We start from the raw sequence: 19,027 nt of genomic DNA, 5'->3' as shown, positions 1-19,027 counted from the left end.
GTTCACTCGCCCATCGCAGTGACGTACAGGTGCTCGTACGCGTCGACGACGCGCGACCAGGTGAACTCGGTCACGCGGGCGCGCCCGTTACGCCCGAGTCGGTCACGAAGCGCGGCGTCGGCGGCCACACGTTCAAGGGCGGCTCGTAGCGCCGCGTGGTCCATCGGGTCGACGAGCAGCCCATCCTCCTGGTCGCGGACGAACTCCGAGGCACCGCCTCGGGAGGTCATGATCAGCGGGGCCCCGGCGCGCCAGGCTTCCAGTGCGACGATCCCGAAGGACTCCTGGCGTGAGGGGACGACGACCGCGGCAGCGCCCACCATCCATGACGCGACCTCCTGCGGCGAGAGCCGCCCCGGCATCCGCACGCGGCTGCCGAGATCCGCGAGCGCGATCTGACGCTCCAGATCGGCACGCAGAGGCCCATCGCCGCCGATCACGAGGTCGAGCTCCGGCACATTCGCGGCCGTGAAAGCTCGAATCAACAGGTCGAAGCCTTTCTGCGCCCCCCAACGGCCGACGGCGAAAAGATAGGGGCGCCCCTGCCCCGGCCGCTTCGTGGCTGAGACCGTCAAGTCAACGCCGTTGGGAATGGCCTCACCCCCCTCCAGGCCATAGTTGCGGCGCAGATCGTCGAGAACGACGTTGCTGGGCGCCGTCGCCGACGACGCCAGCGCGAGCGCACGACGGAGCGAGGAACGCAGCAACGCCGAGCGCCCATACACGCCGTTGTCGTCACCGAGTGTCTCCCCGTGCGACGTCACGATCAACGGCACACCCGTCGTGCGGGCAAGCCGTTCCGCGTAGACGCCGTTCGGGCCGAAGCAGTGCACATGCAGAATCTGCGGCCGGAGGCGCCGCGCGGCACGCAGCCACGAGGCCCACGCGACCGGACCGCGCAGGGCGAATCGCACCACTGCAGCCGGGGTGCGCGCCGGGAGCGGGGTCTTCAGGTAGCGGACTGGTATCGGAACACCTTCGGCACCGACGAACCGATCAGTAGGTCGCAGTCCGCGATCGACGGTCCACACCTCGACGATGTTCCCTCGCGCCTGCAGTTCGCGGGCGACTTGGGCGACGTGTTCTTCGACACCGCCGAAGTGCGGCGCGAAGGATGACGTCACCAGCGCAACACGCCGCGAACTCCTGGTCATTCCTTCGTGCCGCGCTGTGCCCGCCGCGGTGGATCAACTGTCGCCCCGCGCAACAAGGCGTCGAAAACGTCATCCGTGTCGGCCTCGGACTCGTCGACGACCGCCGGAGTCGCCCGCGCCTTACGGGTGCGAACGCCACTGGGCGCCGTGCGAGCAGCGGGCTTCGCCTGGGCCGGCTCGTCGACGCTGATGTCCGGCGCCTCCGCGGCTTCGTTAGGCAGCACGGGGTCCTGCGTCCGCGGTGCACTGTCAGGAGCGGCCGAAGCGGGCCGATCTCGGCCTCGAGACTTGCCGCTCTTCTTGGTCGGCTGATAGTCGTACGTGTACACGGACGACTCCGACCCCGTCAGTGGGGCGCGGTTGAGCACCACGCCGAGCACGCGGCCGTGCACCTTCTCCAGCGCCGCACGCGCCTTCTCGACGAGGTCGTAGGTGGTCTTGCCGGCCGAGACTACGAGTAGCGCTCCGTCGGCCTGGTGGGCGAGCACCGCGCCATCGGTGACCGCCAGCACGGGTGGCGCGTCGACGATGACCGTGGCGTGCTTGGCCAAGTCGTCGAGCACCGCCTTCATCTTGACCGATCCCAGCACTTCGCTGGGGTTGGGGGGAATGGTGCCGGCGACGACGACCGCGAGATGGGGCACCTCGGCGGAGCGCTGGATGACATCGGTGATGCGGACGCGTCCGGCGAGCACGTCGGTGAGCCCTGCGCTGTCAGTCGCGCCGACGGTCTTGGCCACGGTAGGCCGGCGCAGGTCGCCGTCGACGAGGACGACAGGTGCGCCGTTTGCCGCGAGGGTCGCCGCGAGGTTGGCGGCGACGGTCGACTTTCCCTCGCCCGGCACTGCGCTCGTGACGACGATGACGCGCGGTGGGTTGTCGACGTCCATGAATTGCAGGTTGGTGCGCAACACGCGCAGCGCCTCGCGCATCGCGTAGCTCGACTTGGTTCCCGATTGCTGAGCGGTGAGGAGGCGCTGGTCGACATCGACCTCGCTGGCCATCGGGAGGGTGCCGACGACGGGCATCCCCAACCGCTGCTCCACGTCATCGCGCGCACGAACGCGGCGGTCGGACACCGCGCGCACGAGGGCGAAAGCGATTCCCATGCCGAAGCCGAGAACGCCACCGACGGCAAGAGCCATGCGTTGGTCGGGGAACGACGGCGCGGAGGGCAGGGATGCCGATTCGGCGAGCTGCACGGTGATCGGCGCGGAGCCGGGCTCGCCCGTTCCCTCTCGCTCGTCGATGGTGGCGGTCAAGCCGTTCACCCAGGCCTCGGCGAGATCTCGAGCAGACTCCGGTGTCGAGCCTGAGGCGACGACCTTGATGATCGGGGTGCCCTGAGGGTTCTCCAGGGTGATGCGCTGGATCAGCGACTCTGGCGATGCGCTGATACCGAGGTCAGCAGCGGCCTTCTCGGCGACCGTGCGCCATTGCGCCATCTCCATGTAGGTCGGGACCTTGCTCTGCGCCAGGCTGTCATAGGCGCCGGGCGCCACGATCTCCTGTCCTTCGACCGGCAGGACGACGACGACGCCGCTGGCATCGGCGCTGTAGACGGGTGTCTGCACCGCCGCCCAGCCGTAGCCGACGGCTAGGCCGAGAACGGTCATCAGAACGATGCCGAACCAGTGCCTTTTCAGCGCGTTCGCATAGTCGCGGAGTTCCATGCCACCCCCTGGTGCTTATGAGATTCGATCTTAGGAGACGATGCGTCGGTCGCCTCGGCCGGGGCTGGTGGATGCTGTTCCTGCCACCACACTTGTGCCCCCAGAAGAAGCCCGGCGATCACGAACGGGATCGAGACTTGCGCGGCGACCCAGAACAGGTCGAACTGCGCCTGCACGATGCGCGAGAACACGACGGCGAAGGCCAGTGCCCCGAATCGGGCGTCCGCACCCCACAGCTTCCACAGCACTACGAGGAAGCCGATCCACATGATCCCAAACCCGGCGAGGCCGAGGAGCCCGGTCGAGGCGACGACCTCCAGCTCTGCCTGTGGCGGCTGGAAGTTCGCTGTCGGATGCACGTACCAGTAGCGCAGCCCGTGCCCGACGATGGGCGAGTGCTTCCACAGTGCGTACACCTCACGGAACCATTCGAGGCGCTGGTAGGCGGAATTGAACCTGTTCTGCGACTCGATCTGCTCGACCACGCTCTGCACGATCAGCACCACTCCCGGCACTGCGAGCACCGCCACGAGCACCTTGTGCCGACTCGCGCCGGAACGGAGAACGTAGATGAGCATCGCCAGCAGCAGGCCGATGGCCGCTTGCCGCGACTGCGTCAGCCCGAGGCCGACGAGAAACAGCCAGAGCGCCGGAGTGGTGATTCGCCGTGGCAGCTGCGCCACAGAGGGGCGGATGAAGGCGACGAGGGCACAGAAGGCGAGCGCCCCTCCCGCGAAGTTCTTGTGCATCGGCCAAGGCCACTGCGGGTACACCGGCTGGAAGCCCTCGGTGACGAACAGCGTGACGGCCGTCGCGATGGTACCGAGCGCGATCACCGCCCCAACGCCCAAGACGAGAAGAAGTCCCGTTCGTAGCAGCCCCGCGCGGCCCACGCCCCATCCGAGCAGCAGCGCCCCGGAGATCAGCAGCCAGGCGTGGAACCACTCGACGGTGTTCTGAGGGAAGGGATTGACGATGACGGTGAAGAGCGTCGTGAACTGGTAGATCGTGTTCAACCAGAGCATGGCGCGCATCGTCGGGCTGAAGTCGCGTCGAGAGAGCAGCACGACACTGACGAAGCCGAGAGCGATGGCCAGGTCGGAGATGGTCAGGTCGCCACCGCCGAAACCCACCCGAGCCGTGACGAACACCCCGGGTACGGCCATCAAGGGCAGAATCAACGGATGCCGCGGCGAGAGCACCACGCCGATGACGATCACGGCTAGTGCGACCGCCGCAGTCTCGCCACCGTCGATCCCGCGATCGAGGATGAAATAGGCGGCGATGACGGTCGCAGCGGCGAAGAGCACCCATCGCCAGACATTCGCCCAGATGCGTCCGAGCACATCGATCACTCGTGAGCGCATTCGTCTCCCCTCCCCCCTTCGCCCAGTATTCCGCATGCGTGTCGCCAGCGGTTGATCATTCCGCAGGTCGGGCGGAGGCGTCACCGCGTCGACCACGCGGCGCGCGCTTGGCCCACTCGATGCACGGTCGTTCGATGAGGAGGAAGAAGACCTGGCCAACGACGACCGTGACCCCGAGGCCGACGGTCCAGAGAACTGCAAGCAGTACAACACCGTCATCCAGTCCGATCACCTTCTTCAGGAACTCCGCGAAGAACCACATCAGCGGCTGGTGGATGAGGAACAAGCTGTACGCCCGGTATCCGATCCAGCTCACCGCGCGCGCACCGAAGACACCTGTACCGACACGACTCGTGAGAACAAGCGCGATCAGACACGAGAATGCCAGGGAGAGGCCGAGCTCCCGCACTGACAGCATTGTTAGTGCGGCCACCGGAGACACCGCCAGCGCGTATCCGGCGATGAGGCCCAGTGCGAGCAGCCAGCGCTCCATCGCATTTCGCAACCCTCGCCGATAGATGAGCGCCGCACAGAGCATCCCTGCCAAGAACTCCTGCAACCGGCCCAGTCCGTTTGCCCCGACGAGGAACTCGATGGGAAAGCCCTGACCGGACGTGAGCAGGCCGGCCACGAGCCGATACACCATCGTCACAGCGAGGACCGCGATGATGCCGCGCAACTTCCAGCGCATGATGACTGCCAGCACGAGCGGGAAGAGCAGATAGAGCTGCATCTCCAAGGACATCGTCCAGAGGCTGCCGTTGATTCCGGCCCAGTACTCCGGCGAGAAGATGTGCAGAAACGTCAGATGCCACGCCCAGTTCTCCCATGTCGGCCACGGCTGCCAGCTGGCTTCCCCGCCGACGAGACGGACGAAGAGTACGAGAGCCTGCGGCAAGAGCGCGGCGAACAGCAATGCCGCGTAGTACGGCAGAACGATGCGGCGGATCCGGCGACGAAGATACACCGCCGTGTCGAGTTCGCGTGCGGGGTTGCGTGCAAACGGCAACGCAAGGACGAAGCCGGTCAGGACCACGAAGAAGTCGGGTCGGGTGTTCTGACTCACGACCGCGCTGACGACCGGCACGTAAGGGTGCCCCGCGAACTCCCACGTGTGAAACGCGAAGACGAGGAGGAAAGCGAGCGCCCTGAGGCCGTCGATCGCGGCGATGCGGTCGGTGGCCAGCCAGCCGATCGGTGCTGCCTCAGCAGGAGTGCGGGACAAGGGAGTCTCCTTCGGACGCGACTTCACGACCGACAGCGCACGCCGCCGTCGCCGAGCCACAACCTATCGTGCGACGCTCCCACACGTCAGCGAGCGCCGGGAGGTCTCCGGAGGGGACAGTACCCGGCGCTCGCTTGTAGGCAGGTCAGCAGTCGGCAGTCTTCGTGTCCACGGGGGCGACGGGCGCGGGCGCGCTGCGCTGTGTGCTGCGCAAGTTGCCGTTGTACGGACCGAGCGTTCCGTTGCGACGCTGGAACGTGTGCACCTCAGAGGGCACCGGTCCCGATCCATCGGGGTCGATCGTGATGTGGCGCTGCGTCCAGTACGACACGTTGTTGCAGTCGTCGCCGCGCAGCTGCGTACGCACATGGAAGTTGCCGAGGTACAGACGCTCGACGCCATCGGAATCGAGGGCACGGTTCAGTGGGTTGATTGCGCAGTTGTAGGTCCAGCGGTAGCCGGTGTAGGTGATCCCATCGGGCTTCACCTCGGTGCCCACGTAGGTCGGTCCTGACCAGCAGTTCGAGTGTCCCTGACGAGTCTGCCAGCTAAGTGACCCAGATCCGGAAGCCGGCCGGTTACCGATGACCCAGTAGGTCAGCTGGGCGTTCGAGATGACGTTGCTGTCTTCCACGTCGTACACGTACAGTCCGAACGGCGCCCCATCCGGCGTCGACCCGGGATTGTTCGGCGCAGAAGTCACCGTGAGCGTGTACATGCAGCGCTCACCCCTGATGGACTCGGTGGTGTTGCGCACCCAGCCGTTGATGCCCGGGTCCTTGCGCAGCGAGGCTGCGGCAAGCGGAACGGTGGCTGCGACGGCAACGGCCGGCACGGCCCACGCCATCGCCTTCGTGACAGTGCGGCGGCTGACCTGCGCGTCGGAGGCGCGCTGAACGTCTTCCATGAATATCCCCAGTTCTGGCGCCCGCCGGGCTCTCCCACAGAGCCACGTTCGACAGACAACCTCCGCGATAGTAGCGCGCACTCGCGGTGCTCGCCAAAATACTACTCACGAACGGCCGCCGCCCGGACGCAAGTCAGCTACCGCGCCAGGAACCGGCGCAGCCTGCCTACGAGCGCGATTGGTAGCGCCCGGGCGACAGCGCGGACGAGCGCCCACCGCTCAACAGCTGGCGCTTCCGTGAACGCCCGCCAGTTGGCATCCACTACCCGCTCCGGCGCATAGTCGGCTGCGGCTCGGGGGATAGCCTGCCGCAATCGGCGAACCAGCGCGGGGTCGTCCCGCAATGCGCGCAACGCGGCAAGGAAGGATTCCGCGTCGGCGCGCGCGACGACCATGTTCTCCCCCGGCTCGCCGACCTCACGATAGCCGAGGTACGGCCCGCAAACGGGTATCACGCCCGCCCGCCATGCGGCCACGAGCTTCGTCGGCGGCTTGACCCGCTCGTCGGTCCCTTCTGCGTGGGTGCAGAGCACCACGTCCACGTTCTCGAAATCAGCCCACCGCCCGCTGAGCTCCGTATCGACGCGAAGCCGCATTCCGCTACCTTCCAGGGCGCGAACAAAGTCATCGTCGATCCAGGACGGAATGTTGTAAGAGTATGCCTTGAGAGCCACAGTCTCCACTCGGTCGCCCCGTGCCTCGTTCCGCGGCACGAGGCCGCGTTGCGGAAGCAGCGGAAGCGCCCGCTGACGCGGCGTGGTCTGGCTTCCGCGTGTCGGCATCGCCTCCAGAGTGACGAACTCTGGCGCAGCGACGTTATGCCAGGTATCGACGCGTAACACGACGATGCTCGGCGGCCGGCCAAGCATCGGGAGCAATGCCAATCCGAGTCGCGCAATGTTGCGTGCCGGGATTTGCGGTTGATGCGCGATCAGCTCTTCCATCGCAGTCACGACCGAGGTTGTTCCTGTGGGCGGTCGATGACCAATGCTTACGCGGCGCCCCTCCGAGCGCATCCGCTGGAACAGTTCGAGAAACGCGTGCCCATAGGCGGTCAGGTGCCGGTGCGGATCCGCATCCGGATCCCAGGAGTCAGTTGCACCGGCTTGGCGCGTCCAAAAGTGGACGTGGTCATGCTGCCGCTCCATGGCTTACCTCGCCTCTACATCCCGCTTTTCACAAGGCCAAGTGCTCCCGCACGACCGCCACGAGCGTCTGGGCGTGGGCGTGCGCGGTCTCGGCATCCTGCGCCTCGACCATCACCCGCACCAGCGACTCGGTTCCAGACTTGCGCAGCAGCACGCGCCCGGTCGTGCCGAGTTCGGCCTCGACGGCGCGCACGGCGTCCTGCACGAGCGCGTGATCGGAGACACGATCCTTGTCGACGCCCTTGACGTTGATCATCACCTGCGGATACACGGTCATGATCGAGGCCAGCTCGGCCATCGTCTTCTTCTGGCGCGCCATCTCGGCTACCAGGTGCAGTCCGGTGAGCACGCCGTCACCCGTTGTCGCGAAATCGCTCATGATCACGTGCCCGGACTGCTCTCCTCCGAGCGAGAAGCCGCCGGCGTTCATGTCCTCGAGCACGTAACGGTCGCCGACGGCGGTCTGGCGCACCGTGATGCCGTTCGCGCGCATGGCCATGTGCAGACCGAGGTTGCTCATCACCGTCGCGACGAGGGTGTTCTCAGCCAGACGGCCTCGCTCCTTCATCGCCACGGCGAGGATCGCCATGATCTGATCACCGTCGATGATGTTGCCCTCGGCGTCGACCGCCAGGCAACGATCGGCGTCGCCGTCGTGCGCGATACCCACGTCGGCGCCCGTGCGCACGACCTCGGCGGCGAGCTTGTCGAGGTGCGTCGACCCCACGCCGTCGTTGATGTTCAGACCGTCGGGGTCGGCCCCGATCACCGTCACCTTGGCGCCGGCATTCGCGAACACCTCTGGCGATGCACCCGAGGCCGCGCCGTTGGCGCAATCGAGCACGACATGGATGCCGTCGAGTCGGTGCGGCAACGAGGCCAGCAAATGCATGACGTAGCGGTCCTCAGCATCCGAGAACCGACGCACACGGCCGACGTCGCCGCCGGTGGGCTGCAGCTTGGGTCCGGCCATCGCCTCTTCGATGCGCTGTTCGACGAGGTCGGGCAGCTTCACGCCGCCACGGGCGAAGATCTTGATGCCGTTGTCTGGGGCCGGGTTGTGCGATGCCGAGATCATCACGCCGAAGTCGGCGTCGATGTCTGAGATCAAGAACGCCGCGGCAGGGGTCGGCAGGGTGCCGGCATCCAGCACGTCGACGCCGGAGGAGGCGAGACCCGCCTCGACTGCAGCGCTGAGGAAGTGCCCGGAGATACGCGGGTCACGGGCGACCACGGCGGTGAGTCGCTTGCCGGCGGCGCGACGCGCCTCGGCAATACGGCCCTGGCCCAGGACGACAGCAGTCGCCTGGGCCAGGGTGAGCGCGAGTTCGGCGGTGAGGGGGCCGTTGGCCAGCCCCCGGACGCCGTCCGTCCCGAACAGTGCCATAGAAGGAACTGTAGGGATCAGCGCTTCGAGTACTGAGGCGCCTTGCGGGCCTTCTTGAGACCGGCCTTCTTGCGCTCGATGACGCGAGCGTCGCGCGAGAGGAAGCCGGCCTTCTTCAGCGTCGGGCGGTTGTTCTCGGCGTCGATGTTGTTCAGCGCACGAGCGATGCCGAGACGCAGAGCGCCGGCCTGGCCCGAGTCGCCGCCACCCGAGATGCGGGCGATGACGTCGTACGCACCCTGCAGGTTCAACACCGTGAACGGGTCGTTGATCAGCTGCTGGTGCAGCTTGTTCGGGAAGTAGTCCTCGAGCGTGCGACCGTTGACCGTGATAGTGCCGGAGCCCGGAACCAGGCGCACGCGGGCGATGGCCTGCTTGCGACGGCCCACGGCAGCACCGGGAACGGAGAGCACGGGACGGGGAGCGGACTCCACAGCCTCGGCCTCAGGGCTCGAGGTGGTGAAGTTCTGCGGGAATTCGGTGGTGTCCTGGATGTCAGCCACGAGTATGTCCTTATCTGGAGCGGCGCTTACTGGGCGACCTGGTCGAGGGTGTACGGCGTGGGCTGCTGAGCGGCGTGCGGGTGCTCGGCACCGACATACACCTTCAGCTTCGACAGCTGCTGACGGCCCAGGCTGTTCTTGGGGAGCATGCCACGGATGGCCTTCTCCACGGCGCGCACCGGGTTCTTCTCGAGCAGCTCGGAGTACGCGACGGCCTTCAGACCACCCGGGTAGCCGGAGTGGCGGTAGGCCATCTTCTTCTCGAGCTTCTGGCCGGTGAGCGCGACCTTGTCGGCGTTCACGATGATGACGAAGTCGCCCATGTCCATGTGGGGGGCGAAGGTGGGCTTGTGCTTGCCCCGCAGGATGGCTGCGGCGTGCGAAGCGAGGCGGCCGAGAACGACGTCGGTGGCGTCGATGACGATCCAGTCACGCTGGGCCTCGCCGGCCTTCGGGGAATAAGTGCGCGTCACGATAGTGCTGCTTTCTTGTTCGAACGGAGAAGTTCGTGAATCCCACTCCGGGGTGGTTCCCCGCTTCGGTCCCTGAGGCTCTCGAAGGGTGAACACGCCAGTGGAGGGCTCACGTTCGTGTGCCCGCAGTCGGGCACCAAAGGGATACTTTACGGCATCCCGCCCCGCCGCGCAAAAGCCTGTGGGCTCACTCGGGGGTGGTGGAGCCAGGGAACAGCTGTTCACATGAGGCATCCACCGTCACCGGCGTCTGCGTGACCGTCGGGCTGTAGCGGACGTCGAGAGCTGCTGCCGCCCCGTCCGGCACGGTCGAGGTGAACGAGACGGTGCGCGACTCCCCCATCGGAATGGTGACGAACAGGCTGCGCGTCTCCCGCTCGTTGTAGACGCCACTGCGGTCCCACCCGTCGCGATCACCGGCGGCTGGGCTCGTCGACGTCAGCGAACCACCGGGCAACGCGGTCCCGATCACGTCGAGGAACATCGTCGTGCGCGGGTACCCCCAGCTACTGTTGCGCGCACCGAGCGTGTAGGTGCTCAGGTCGGCCGTCGGCACCGAGTTGGTCATGGCGATCGCGGTTGTCACGGTGCGGTCCTCGGCGGAGCACGTCACCGTGATTTTGTTCGAGAGGTAGTACTCGAGCTTCGAGTGCGAGGAGTCGTTGAGGTAGACCCCCACCTGCGTCTCGTCCTCGTTCGAGGCCAGCACGGAACCGTCGATGTCGAGCTCGGTGGCCATCGCCTCCTCGGCGGGATCAGCGAACCAGGCGTACACCCGCTGCTCGTCAGCGGCCTTCTGCAGCTGCTCGAGCATCGCGAGCGGATCCCATCCACCGCTCATGACCTTCGAGAACACGGCGGCCGAGACTCTCGCGAAGTAGGCATCGGCCAGATCGCCGCGCCCCCCGAAACGCTCGTACGAGTCGCTGAGTAGCGTCTTCACGGCATTGTCGGCGGTGATCTTGGTGTCCTCACCGGGGACGGTCACGGGGCCCGCGACCTCGAGCATGTACGACAGCGTGACCGGGTCGAGCGAGATGATGCCGTCGAGGTCTCCGCCGACGGTGTCGCCCCACAGCCCGCCCATCAGAACGGCGGTGTCGGCGAAGTCGGGGGTCCGCGTGTAGTTCTGCGAGTACGTCCAGGTATCGGTTTCGAAGATGGCCATCTTCGACTTGTCGCCTAGTGTTTGGGGGTACCAGCCGCGAGGGCCGGATGCCATGAAGCTCAGCGCTTCGGCATCCTCCCGCATGGTCACCTTGCCGTTGTCGACGCGCAACACCGCCCCCGCACCGGGGTTGCCGCCGGTGGCACGGATCTCTGCGTTGTTCTGGAAGAGCAGCGCGTAATTGCGCGGGCCGTCGCCGCCGAGCACAGCGATGACGATCGGCAGCTGCTCCTCGGCGAACGCCAGCGCGGGGGCCGCCTCGTCGATGATGTCGACGAGCTGGCCGATGTTCTCCTCCACGAGCGGGTGGATCGCGTCTCTGTCGATCTTGTCGACGTGTGATTTCGCATCGTCGAAGGCCGCTCGCAGCGCGGGGATCTGCGGCTGGGCCGCACGGAAGGGTTCGAGGTTGATGCCGCCGCCCTCGACGGTGAAGTTGTCGACGTCGGCGACGGTGAGAAGCTCGAAGGCGATCGGCATCGCATCCTGCACCAGCACGTGCACGGCCTTCGTGGTCTCGCTCACCGCCGAGACATTGGCGCCCACCCAGGGCACGGCGCTGGCGAACGCCCACAGGTCGTTGCTCGCGATCTCGTTCGCCGAGGTGGTCAACGCCGTGATCTCGCCCGAGAGGCGCTCGACCTCGGCGGTGTCGCCGGACTTGACCAGCGGCACGATCTGCGTGATCTTTTCCTGCGCAGCCTTGAGGTCGTCACGTACCTGGAAGGCCTGCTGGGCGAACACCACGCCGAGAGCGGCGACAGCGCCGAGGATCACGAGCAGCACAAGTACGACCGACAGCCAGATCCAGCGGCGGCGTCGACGCTTGCGACGCCGTTGCTGATCCTCGTCATCGAGGTCGTCGGTGTCGTCTGCGATCAGCGCGGCGTCGAGCTCACCGAGAGAGGATGAGTATTGCTGCTCCCGGCGGCTTCTGCGTGACGGCGGCGGCGTGCTGATGGCGCGCTCCTTCGAACATGGTCTGGAACCTCCAGGATACGAGTCGCGGGGGCTCGGCGATTACTCCCCTTCGGTCACAGTGCGTGGAGCGTGCCCTTCAGGCTCCGCCACGCCCAGGCAGCATCGCGCGTCTCCGCCCGCAGACGTGCCGCCTTCGCCAGCGCCGCCCTGGTCTCGGCGTCCTCGATCAGGTGGGTGAGGGCCACGGCGAGCGCTGCGGGGTCGTCGGGTGGGACGAGCACTCCGGCGTCACCGATCACGCTCGGTATCCCTCCCACGTCTGCGGCGACGACGGCGAGACCGCTCGCCATTCCCTCGGCGATCGTGAGACCGCTGGGTTCGGCCCAGCGGGAGGGCACAACGAGGATGTCGGCGTCGGCATACCGATCGGGCAATTCGTCGCGATCGAGGAAGGGCAGGAATGTCATCGCCGCGGACGGGTGGGCGCGCGCGATGCCCCTCAGCGACTCCTCATAGGCGCTCAGGGGCGCTGCCGGATTGAACCCCTGGCTGCCGATGAACGTGAACTCCACACGCTCGGCGGAGAAGTCGGCCGCAGCGCGAGCCAGGACGTCCGCTCCCTTCTCTGGGATCATTCGACCGACGAAGAGCACGCGCACTGGCCCTTCCCGCCGCGGTTTCGCGGGCATGAAGCGGATCGTGTCGACCGGATTCTCGACTACGACGACGCGCGAGGCCAGTGCGCGCGGGAGCAGGCGGCGCGTGTCATCCGCGAGCGCATCGCTGACGCAGATGACCGCGGCGGCCTCGCCGACGATCCGATCCGCCTCACCCCTGCTGAAGGTGCGGAACAGCTGGTTGTGCGCGTATATCGAGACACGATGATCGGTACCGCGCAGCAGCCACGGCATGAGCGGCGCATTGTGCGCGAGCACATGCGACGCCGGTTCGCCGCGCACCGCGTCGGCCAACGGTGCGAACCAGGCCGATTGGTGTCGACGCGTGAGCCCGACACGACCGGCTGCGGCATCGAGGTAACGGCCGGTTCGGGTGACCCCCGGCCCGCGGTCGTACTCGATCAGCCGCACGCCGGGGTACCGCGGCACGTAGGTAGTGCGATCGAGCACGACTGCGTGCTGCTCGTCGCCGGCGGCGACGGCGGCATCCGCCAGCAGATGCACCACCGTGGGCAATGCCGACCCGGTGCGCGGCGAGAAGTGATCCCCTGGAGTGATCGTGTGGATAACGCTGCGCCCTGGCATGCGATCAGACTACGGGCGCACGGCGCGATCACCCCACGTCGGCAGTCACCAGGATCGGCCGGTGGTCGCTCTCGCCCTGCGGGAGGGTGCGGATGCCGTCGACGTGGAAGCCCACCGATGTGGCGAAGTCGTAGTGGCCGCGGAAGACGCGATAGCGCGTGTAGGTGTGGTCGTCGCTGAGGGTGAGTGCGTACCCGTGGTCGCGGACCGTCGCGCCGAGGTTCTCTTTGAACACCGGGTAGTTGTAGTCGCCGACCATGAGCACGGGCAGGCCGGGGCCCATGGCTTCGAGCTCGTCGAGGGCGGCGCGGATCTGGTTGCGTCGCAGTGAGTTCAGCGCGGTCAGCGGGGCCGCGTGGAAGGATGCCACGATCAGGGCGCGCCCTGAGTCGATCTCATGCATCCGCACTCCCAGCACGCGCTCGTGCGCGGGCTTGAGTACCCGGTCGTGCAGGGACTTCTTCAGCTCGAAGGTGCGGATGTCATCGACGCGGAACATGTTGGTGCGCGCGAACAGTGCCAGCCCGAGCCGGTTGCCCTTCGTCGACTCGATGAGGCTGAGCCCGGCGAGCGTCTCGGGCAAGTCGGTGGTGTCGACCTCCTGCAGGCACAGGATGTCGGGATCGTGCGCGGTGACCAGCTCGGCGAGCTCGGTCGCCGCGCGATGCTTGCGCAGGTTGTACGAGATGACTCTCATACGGTCACGCTACTCGCCTGCACCTGCCAGAGAGCCGTCGAGGTCACGCCGGGCACGGGTCTGAGTGGCGCGCGCGGCGAGCAGGTCGTCGGCCGGGTAGCCGACCTCGGTGAGGGTCAATCCGCGGGCCGCCAACACCTTGAACTCGCTGGTGCGCACAAGGGCGTCGCGCAGCACCACGACGTCACCGACGTCGAGCCGACCCTCTCCGACCGCGACGCAGGCGCCGACGAGTGCACGCACCATCGAGTGGCAGAAGGCATCGGCCTTCACCTCGGCGACGAGCACACCATCCGCGTCGCGCTCCCAGCCGAAGTCGAGCAGGGTGCGGATCGTGGTCGCCTCCTCACGCGGCTTGCAGTACGCGGCGAAGTCGTGGAGGCCGATCAGGGTGCGGGCCGCGGCATCCATCGCCTGCTCGTCCAGGGTCGCGCGCACCACCGTCGTGTCGTTACGGCGGAGCGGGTCATAGCCGCTGGCGAGGTCGGCGATCCGGTACCGGTACCGGCGCCAGATCGCCGAGAACCGGGCATCGAAGCCGTCCGGCGCCAGAGCGGATGCCGTGACCGTCGCGTCGGAGTAGGCGCCGAGTACCCCACGCATCCGGCCCGCGACCGATCCGGCCGGATCGCGTGCGGCTCGCCCGTGACGCGAGGTCACTCGCGCCCATTGCGCCTCGTCGAGGTCGACGTGCGCGACCTGACCGGAGGCGTGCACGCCGGCATCCGTCCGCCCTGCGACGACGAACGACACGTCAGACCCGACGATGCGCGCCAGCGCCGCCTCGAGCACGCCCTGCACGGTGCGATGATCGGGCTGCTTGGCCCAGCCGCGGAAATGCGTGCCGTCGTAGGCGATGTCGAGGCGAATACGCACGGGTCCAGCCTAGCCACCGCACAGACGGTCGGCGGTAGGCACTCACACGCGACTCCGAGCCCCGATTGGTAGCATCTCCTGACCCACCCGTCGACCGCAGGAGAGCACCCGTGCACGCCACCGCCACCCGGCCTCATCGGCGCCGCAGCGCCTGGCGGGTCGTCGGCGGCATCCTGGCGTTCGTGCTCATCGCCGCCGGCATCGGCATCGCCGGGCTGTCGATGCTCGCACCGCAGACGGCGGAGCGCCTGTACGGAGAGATCCGCACCCAGGCGGTGACCGTCGTCGACGACGTCCGCGCCGAGGTGCTCAAGGAGTACCCGACGGTCACGCTCGGCGCCACCGGAGGCCGCGCGGAGCTCGACCGGTGCGACGGAACGTTCACCGAGGTCGTCTCGTATCAGCGCGACGGCGTGCCGCCGGTGTGGGCCGCACACAACAACTGCGGGGGCGACACGATCCTCGCCTGGCAGCTGGGCGATCAGGTGAAGCTCGAGGGCGATGAGACCGTGTACGAGGTCGTCGACGTGCGCACCACCTCGAAGACCTGGTCGAGCACCGACGACCTGGTCGGCCTCGGCGGAGATCTCGCGCTGCAGACCTGCTTCTACGGCGAGGACCGGATGAAGTTCGTCGGACTTTCGCCGGTCGCCTGACCGTCGCGTCGAGCATCCCGGAGACGACGAAACCCCCGGCTCTCGCCGAGGGCTTTTGTTCGGTAGCGGAGGCGGGACTCGAACCCGCGACCTCACGATTATGAGTCGTGCGCTCTCACCATCTGAGCTACTCCGCCGCGGCATCCGGCTTCGAAAAGTGGATGCTGTGAGCCCCGAGTCAGGATTGAACTGACGACCCCTTCCTTACCATGGAAGTGCTCTGCCACTGAGCTATCGGGGCGCGCTACCCGTTTCAGGGCAACCAGTCGAGAATAGCATCCCGACCTCAGGCTCGCGAAATCGAGCCGGTCAGTACGACATGCGTCCCGTGTTCTGCTGCAGCCACGGCAGCGGGTCGATCTTGGCGCCGTTCAGGATGAGTTCGAAGTGCAGATGTGCGCCGTAGGAACGGCCCGTGTTGCCCACCGTTCCGACGATGTCGCCGACCTTGACCTTGTCGCCGGTCTGCACGCGCAGCGAGCCGTACTGCATGTGCGAGTAGTGGCTCGTGATGATCTGCCCGTCGATCTCGTGATCGATGTAAACGGTGACGCCGTAGTTGCCGCCGGCCTCGGTGGCGAGACGCACGGTGCCGTCGGCGATCGACTGGATCGGCGCGCCGGCACCGGGCACGAGGTCGATGCCCTCGTGCATCCGGCCGTTGCGCATGCCGTAGGTCGAGCTCATGGCGACACCCACGACGAAGGGCCACTGGATGGCCGCGTCGGGGTTGTTCGTGTACAGGCTGCTCGAGTAGGCGATGCCCTCTTCGGCAGCCAGGTCGCTCAGTGAGATCGTGGAGAAGTCGTCGGCGCGCACGACCTGCTCGCCCTTCACGTCGGAGGAGGCGACGTATGCCTGGATCTCCTCTTCGGTGACGGCGGCGTCGGTTCCGGCTTCGGCGGAGACCAGTGAGGTCGCAGCCTGCGTGCCGTCCACCTGGGCGGCAGCGATGGCTGTGCTCGGCAGAGTCATCGACACGGCGATCATGCCGGCGATGCCCATGATGCCGACCGTCGCCGACCCGGCGAGCACCTTGCGCGGGACGCCGAAGCGTCGACGCACCTGGTGCGCGGGCGCGGATGCCTCAGACGCGGCGTCATCGGCGGTGGGCACGGACTCCGAACGGCTGCGACGTGTGCTGCGCGACGGCGCCTCGGCCGCGATCCCGAAAGCGGAGGCTGCGGCGGCGAACGCGTCGGCTGCCGACTCACCCGGAGCGGGCGTCGGCACAGACGGGATGCGGGCAGAAGAGGAGGCCTCGGAGACGGGAGTCTCGGAGACCTCGGGGGTGACGACCTCGGGGGCCGTGAGCGCAGCCGGCGCTGCCAACGGCTGGACGGTGAGCTCGGGCTCTACCGGGGCGATGACGTCGAGTTCTGTTGCGGCCGCGGGCGCTTCCGCGACGGCGGCCGCGGTCGCGACGACCGCTGCGGCGACGGCGGCCGCTTCGCGGCGGGCACGACGTGAGGACGCTGCCTCCTGCACCGCCTCGGCGGTGACGGTCTCGACCGGAAGGGTCGCCTCCTGGGTTGCCGTCGCCGCCTCGCCCGCAGACACGGTGCGAAGACGGTTGGACCGTCGCGTGAGCGCGGGCGCAGCCGTGGGTAGTTCAGGGGGCAATTCGGTGATTCTCTCGGGTCGAAGTCACGCCGGGGGAGGCAATGGATAACTCTCGCGTTCGGGTCACGAAAGTAACGATCGGGTAAACCCTACCGGGTTCCGGCTGGGAATGCCATGAATGGATCAGGTTCGCTCGGTGGTGTCGGCGATGAGCGCCCGCAGGCGTTCGTGCACCCGTGGCCCACCGGCGATCAGCATCGGGCGGGGGGCGGCGGTGTCGAGCCGGCTCACGACGCCGCCGGCCTCTTCGACGAGCAGCGCACCGGCCGCGAAGTCCCAGGCGTTCAGTCCGCGCTCGAAGAAGCCGTCGAGCCGGCCCGCCGCCACATAGGAGAGGTCGATCGCGGCCGATCCCATGCGCCGCAGGTCGCGCGCGATGGTCATCACACGACGCACGGTGGCGAGGTCACCGTCGTGCGTCGACGGGTCGTAGCCGAACCCGGTGCCCAGCAGCGCGCCGGCCGGCGTCTCTTCGGTGACGGCCAGACGTTCCGCGCCGAGCCAGGCGCCTTCGCCGCGCACGGCGGTGAAGAGCTCGTCCAGCACGGGCGCGTAGACGGCGCCGGCGACGCCGCGCCACGCCTCGGGCGACGGCTCGCCTTCGACGATGGCGACGCTGACCGAGTAGGTCGGGATGCCGGAAGCGTAGTTGACCGTCCCGTCGATCGGGTCGACCACCCACGTGAGGCCGCTCGTGCCGGCCGCGGCATCCAACTCCTCCCCGAGGAACCCGTCTTCGGGGCGCTCGCGCCGGAGCCGTTCGCGGATGAGCGACTCGACCTCGCGGTCGGCCTCGGTGACGATGTCGGCGACTGTCGACTTCGTCGCGGCCAGCGAGACGCCCTCGGCGCGACGACGCAGGGCGAGCACACCCGCTTCACGGGCGAGGTCGGCCGCGAGCGCGCCGAGATCGGTATCGGCGACCATCAGCCCGCCTGCGGCGGGACAGGCGGCGCCGGCGGAGCGGGGGGCGCGGGTGGCGCCGGGGTCGCCGACGGCGCGGGGGGAGGCGGAGGCGATGAGGGCGCGGGCGCGGCCACCGCCGGGGCCGCCACCTGCTCGGTGGTCGGGGCGGCCGGCGCCTGCGGCGTCTGCGGCGCCTGCGGCGTCCGCGATTCAACGGCCGTCGGCGGTGCCGGCGCGACCGGCGTCTCGAGCGCGGGGAACGCCTGGGCCGATCCCTGCTGCCCCTGCTGTGCGGGGTAGGTGGGGTATCCGGTGTAGTACGCGTTCACGTCGGGTGAGCCGTCGGGCAGCACCGGAAGCGGCGTGCGCCCGTCGGCGTAGGTGGGCCAGGCCGCGACCGGCTGCGCCGGTGCATAGGCCGGCGCATAGGCGGGAGCGGTCGCGGTGCTCGTCGGCCGACGCGGTGCGAACAGGGCGTTCAGCAGCGGGATGAGGGTGGTGCCGACGGCGACGAGGATCGTCAGTGCGACCACGATGCGCCAGTAGAGCTCGCCGTACGAGAAGAGGTCGGGGAAGGCCAGGTAGAAGACCAGCATGGCGACGAGGCCGGCCATGAGGATGAAGGTCGAGTAGGTGATGATGCGGGTGAAGGTCGTCACGTGCCGCTGCGACGCCTTGAGGAAGAGACGCGCGTGCAGCAGAGCCAGCTGCAGGATGCCGACCACGAGCAGCAGTTGGAAGAACCGCTCGGCCCCGGAGCCGAAGTAGGCGTCTTCGGGGAGCCAGATCTTGACCGCGCCGACCAACAGCACGATGATCCAGCTGACCATGCTCGCCAGCGCCAGCCAGTCGGGACGGTTCGGCGCCAGACTCGACTCGGCGATCGCGATGCCCGCGAAACCTGCGAGGAGCAGGATCGTGAGGAAGGCACGGCCGATCAGCCCGTCCTGGTCGCCGATGAGCACCCAGACCACACACACCAGAGCGGCGGCGATGAGGGCGCCGATGGCGATCCAGATCGCTCCTCTGATCAGCAGTGAGGTGTTCGGCCTGCTCGTCGATACGTCCGTCATGGTGTTCC

The 19,027-nt window shown here is 67.7% G+C and carries 17 protein-coding genes and 2 tRNA genes; 1 reads left to right on the top strand and 18 read right to left on the bottom strand.

The window, feature by feature from the left end:
* Nucleotides 1-2 precede the first annotated feature (2 nt).
* The 13 genes from WDU93_RS03385 to truA form a co-directional block, all read right to left on the bottom strand.
* Nucleotides 3-1,124, bottom strand: coding sequence for a glycosyltransferase family 4 protein (locus WDU93_RS03385; RefSeq protein ID WP_337317467.1), 1,122 nt, complete (start codon nt 1,122-1,124; stop codon nt 3-5).
* Nucleotides 1,125-1,150: 26 nt separating this feature from the next.
* Nucleotides 1,151-2,827 carry a tyrosine-protein kinase domain-containing protein gene (locus WDU93_RS03380; protein ID WP_337317465.1) on the bottom strand — a complete coding sequence of 559 codons (1,677 nt, stop codon included), beginning with the start codon at nt 2,825-2,827 and terminating at the stop codon, nt 1,151-1,153.
* Entirely contained in the window at nt 2,797-4,194 is a 1,398-nt protein-coding gene (locus WDU93_RS03375; protein WP_337317463.1) for an O-antigen ligase family protein, read from the bottom strand. The genes WDU93_RS03380 and WDU93_RS03375 overlap by 31 nt, the downstream gene beginning before the upstream one ends.
* A 55-nt stretch (nt 4,195-4,249) precedes the next feature.
* Nucleotides 4,250-5,419: an acyltransferase family protein gene (locus tag WDU93_RS03370; RefSeq protein WP_337317461.1), complete on the bottom strand. Its 1,170-nt coding sequence runs from the start codon at nt 5,417-5,419 to the stop codon at nt 4,250-4,252.
* A gap of 145 nt (nt 5,420-5,564) precedes the next feature.
* On the bottom strand, nt 5,565-6,326 hold the full coding sequence (locus tag WDU93_RS03365) for a hypothetical protein (RefSeq protein WP_337317458.1): 762 nt from the start codon (nt 6,324-6,326) through the stop codon (nt 5,565-5,567).
* Nucleotides 6,327-6,463: 137 nt separating this feature from the next.
* On the bottom strand, nt 6,464-7,474 hold the full coding sequence (locus tag WDU93_RS03360; RefSeq protein ID WP_337317456.1) for a glycosyltransferase: 1,011 nt from the start codon (nt 7,472-7,474) through the stop codon (nt 6,464-6,466).
* 28 nt (nt 7,475-7,502) lie between these two features.
* Entirely contained in the window at nt 7,503-8,861 is a 1,359-nt protein-coding gene (gene glmM, locus WDU93_RS03355) for a phosphoglucosamine mutase (RefSeq protein ID WP_337317454.1), read from the bottom strand.
* A 17-nt stretch (nt 8,862-8,878) separates the two neighbouring features.
* Nucleotides 8,879-9,364, bottom strand: a complete 486-nt coding sequence (rpsI, locus tag WDU93_RS03350; protein WP_337317452.1) for a 30S ribosomal protein S9 — start codon at nt 9,362-9,364, stop codon at nt 8,879-8,881.
* A gap of 26 nt (nt 9,365-9,390) precedes the next feature.
* On the bottom strand, nt 9,391-9,837 hold the full coding sequence (gene rplM / locus WDU93_RS03345; RefSeq protein ID WP_337317450.1) for a 50S ribosomal protein L13: 447 nt from the start codon (nt 9,835-9,837) through the stop codon (nt 9,391-9,393).
* Nucleotides 9,838-10,024: 187 nt separating this feature from the next.
* Complete coding sequence (locus WDU93_RS03340; RefSeq protein WP_337317447.1) at nt 10,025-11,791, bottom strand: DUF4012 domain-containing protein; 1,767 nt, start codon at nt 11,789-11,791, stop codon at nt 10,025-10,027.
* A gap of 248 nt (nt 11,792-12,039) precedes the next feature.
* Nucleotides 12,040-13,188: a glycosyltransferase family 4 protein gene (locus WDU93_RS03335; protein ID WP_337317445.1), complete on the bottom strand. Its 1,149-nt coding sequence runs from the start codon at nt 13,186-13,188 to the stop codon at nt 12,040-12,042.
* A 28-nt stretch (nt 13,189-13,216) separates the two neighbouring features.
* Entirely contained in the window at nt 13,217-13,885 is a 669-nt protein-coding gene (locus WDU93_RS03330) for an endonuclease/exonuclease/phosphatase family protein (RefSeq protein ID WP_337317443.1), read from the bottom strand.
* Nucleotides 13,886-13,894: 9 nt separating this feature from the next.
* Entirely contained in the window at nt 13,895-14,761 is an 867-nt protein-coding gene (gene truA / locus WDU93_RS03325) for a tRNA pseudouridine(38-40) synthase TruA (protein ID WP_337317440.1), read from the bottom strand.
* 110 nt (nt 14,762-14,871) lie between these two features.
* Here truA and WDU93_RS03320 point away from each other — a divergent pair, with 110 nt between their 5' ends.
* Nucleotides 14,872-15,417, top strand: a complete 546-nt coding sequence (locus WDU93_RS03320; RefSeq protein ID WP_337317439.1) for a hypothetical protein — start codon at nt 14,872-14,874, stop codon at nt 15,415-15,417.
* 63 nt (nt 15,418-15,480) lie between these two features.
* On the opposite strand, the gene WDU93_RS03315 is transcribed toward WDU93_RS03320, so the two are convergent.
* The 5 genes from WDU93_RS03315 to WDU93_RS03295 all read right to left on the bottom strand — a co-directional run bounded on the left by WDU93_RS03315 (nt 15,481) and on the right by WDU93_RS03295 (nt 19,019).
* Nucleotides 15,481-15,554, bottom strand: a tRNA-Met gene (locus WDU93_RS03315).
* A 32-nt stretch (nt 15,555-15,586) separates the two neighbouring features.
* Nucleotides 15,587-15,658, bottom strand: a tRNA-Thr gene (locus tag WDU93_RS03310).
* 68 nt (nt 15,659-15,726) lie between these two features.
* Nucleotides 15,727-17,040: a M23 family metallopeptidase gene (locus tag WDU93_RS03305; protein WP_337317437.1), complete on the bottom strand. Its 1,314-nt coding sequence runs from the start codon at nt 17,038-17,040 to the stop codon at nt 15,727-15,729.
* 123 nt (nt 17,041-17,163) lie between these two features.
* The gene (locus WDU93_RS03300) at nt 17,164-17,967 is read right to left on the bottom strand and encodes an inositol monophosphatase family protein (protein WP_337317435.1); all 804 of its coding nucleotides are present in this window, start codon (nt 17,965-17,967) and stop codon (nt 17,164-17,166) included.
* The gene (locus tag WDU93_RS03295) at nt 17,967-19,019 is read right to left on the bottom strand and encodes a hypothetical protein (RefSeq protein WP_337317433.1); all 1,053 of its coding nucleotides are present in this window, start codon (nt 19,017-19,019) and stop codon (nt 17,967-17,969) included. Before WDU93_RS03295 ends, WDU93_RS03300 begins: the two co-directional genes overlap by 1 nt.
* Nucleotides 19,020-19,027: the final 8 nt, after the last annotated feature.

Source organism: Microbacterium istanbulense (assembly GCF_037204145.1).
Taxonomy (GTDB): Bacteria; Actinomycetota; Actinomycetes; order Actinomycetales; family Microbacteriaceae; genus Microbacterium; species Microbacterium istanbulense.
Note: the sequence above shows the minus strand (reverse complement) of the source record. Positions and strands in the feature narration are given on the sequence as shown.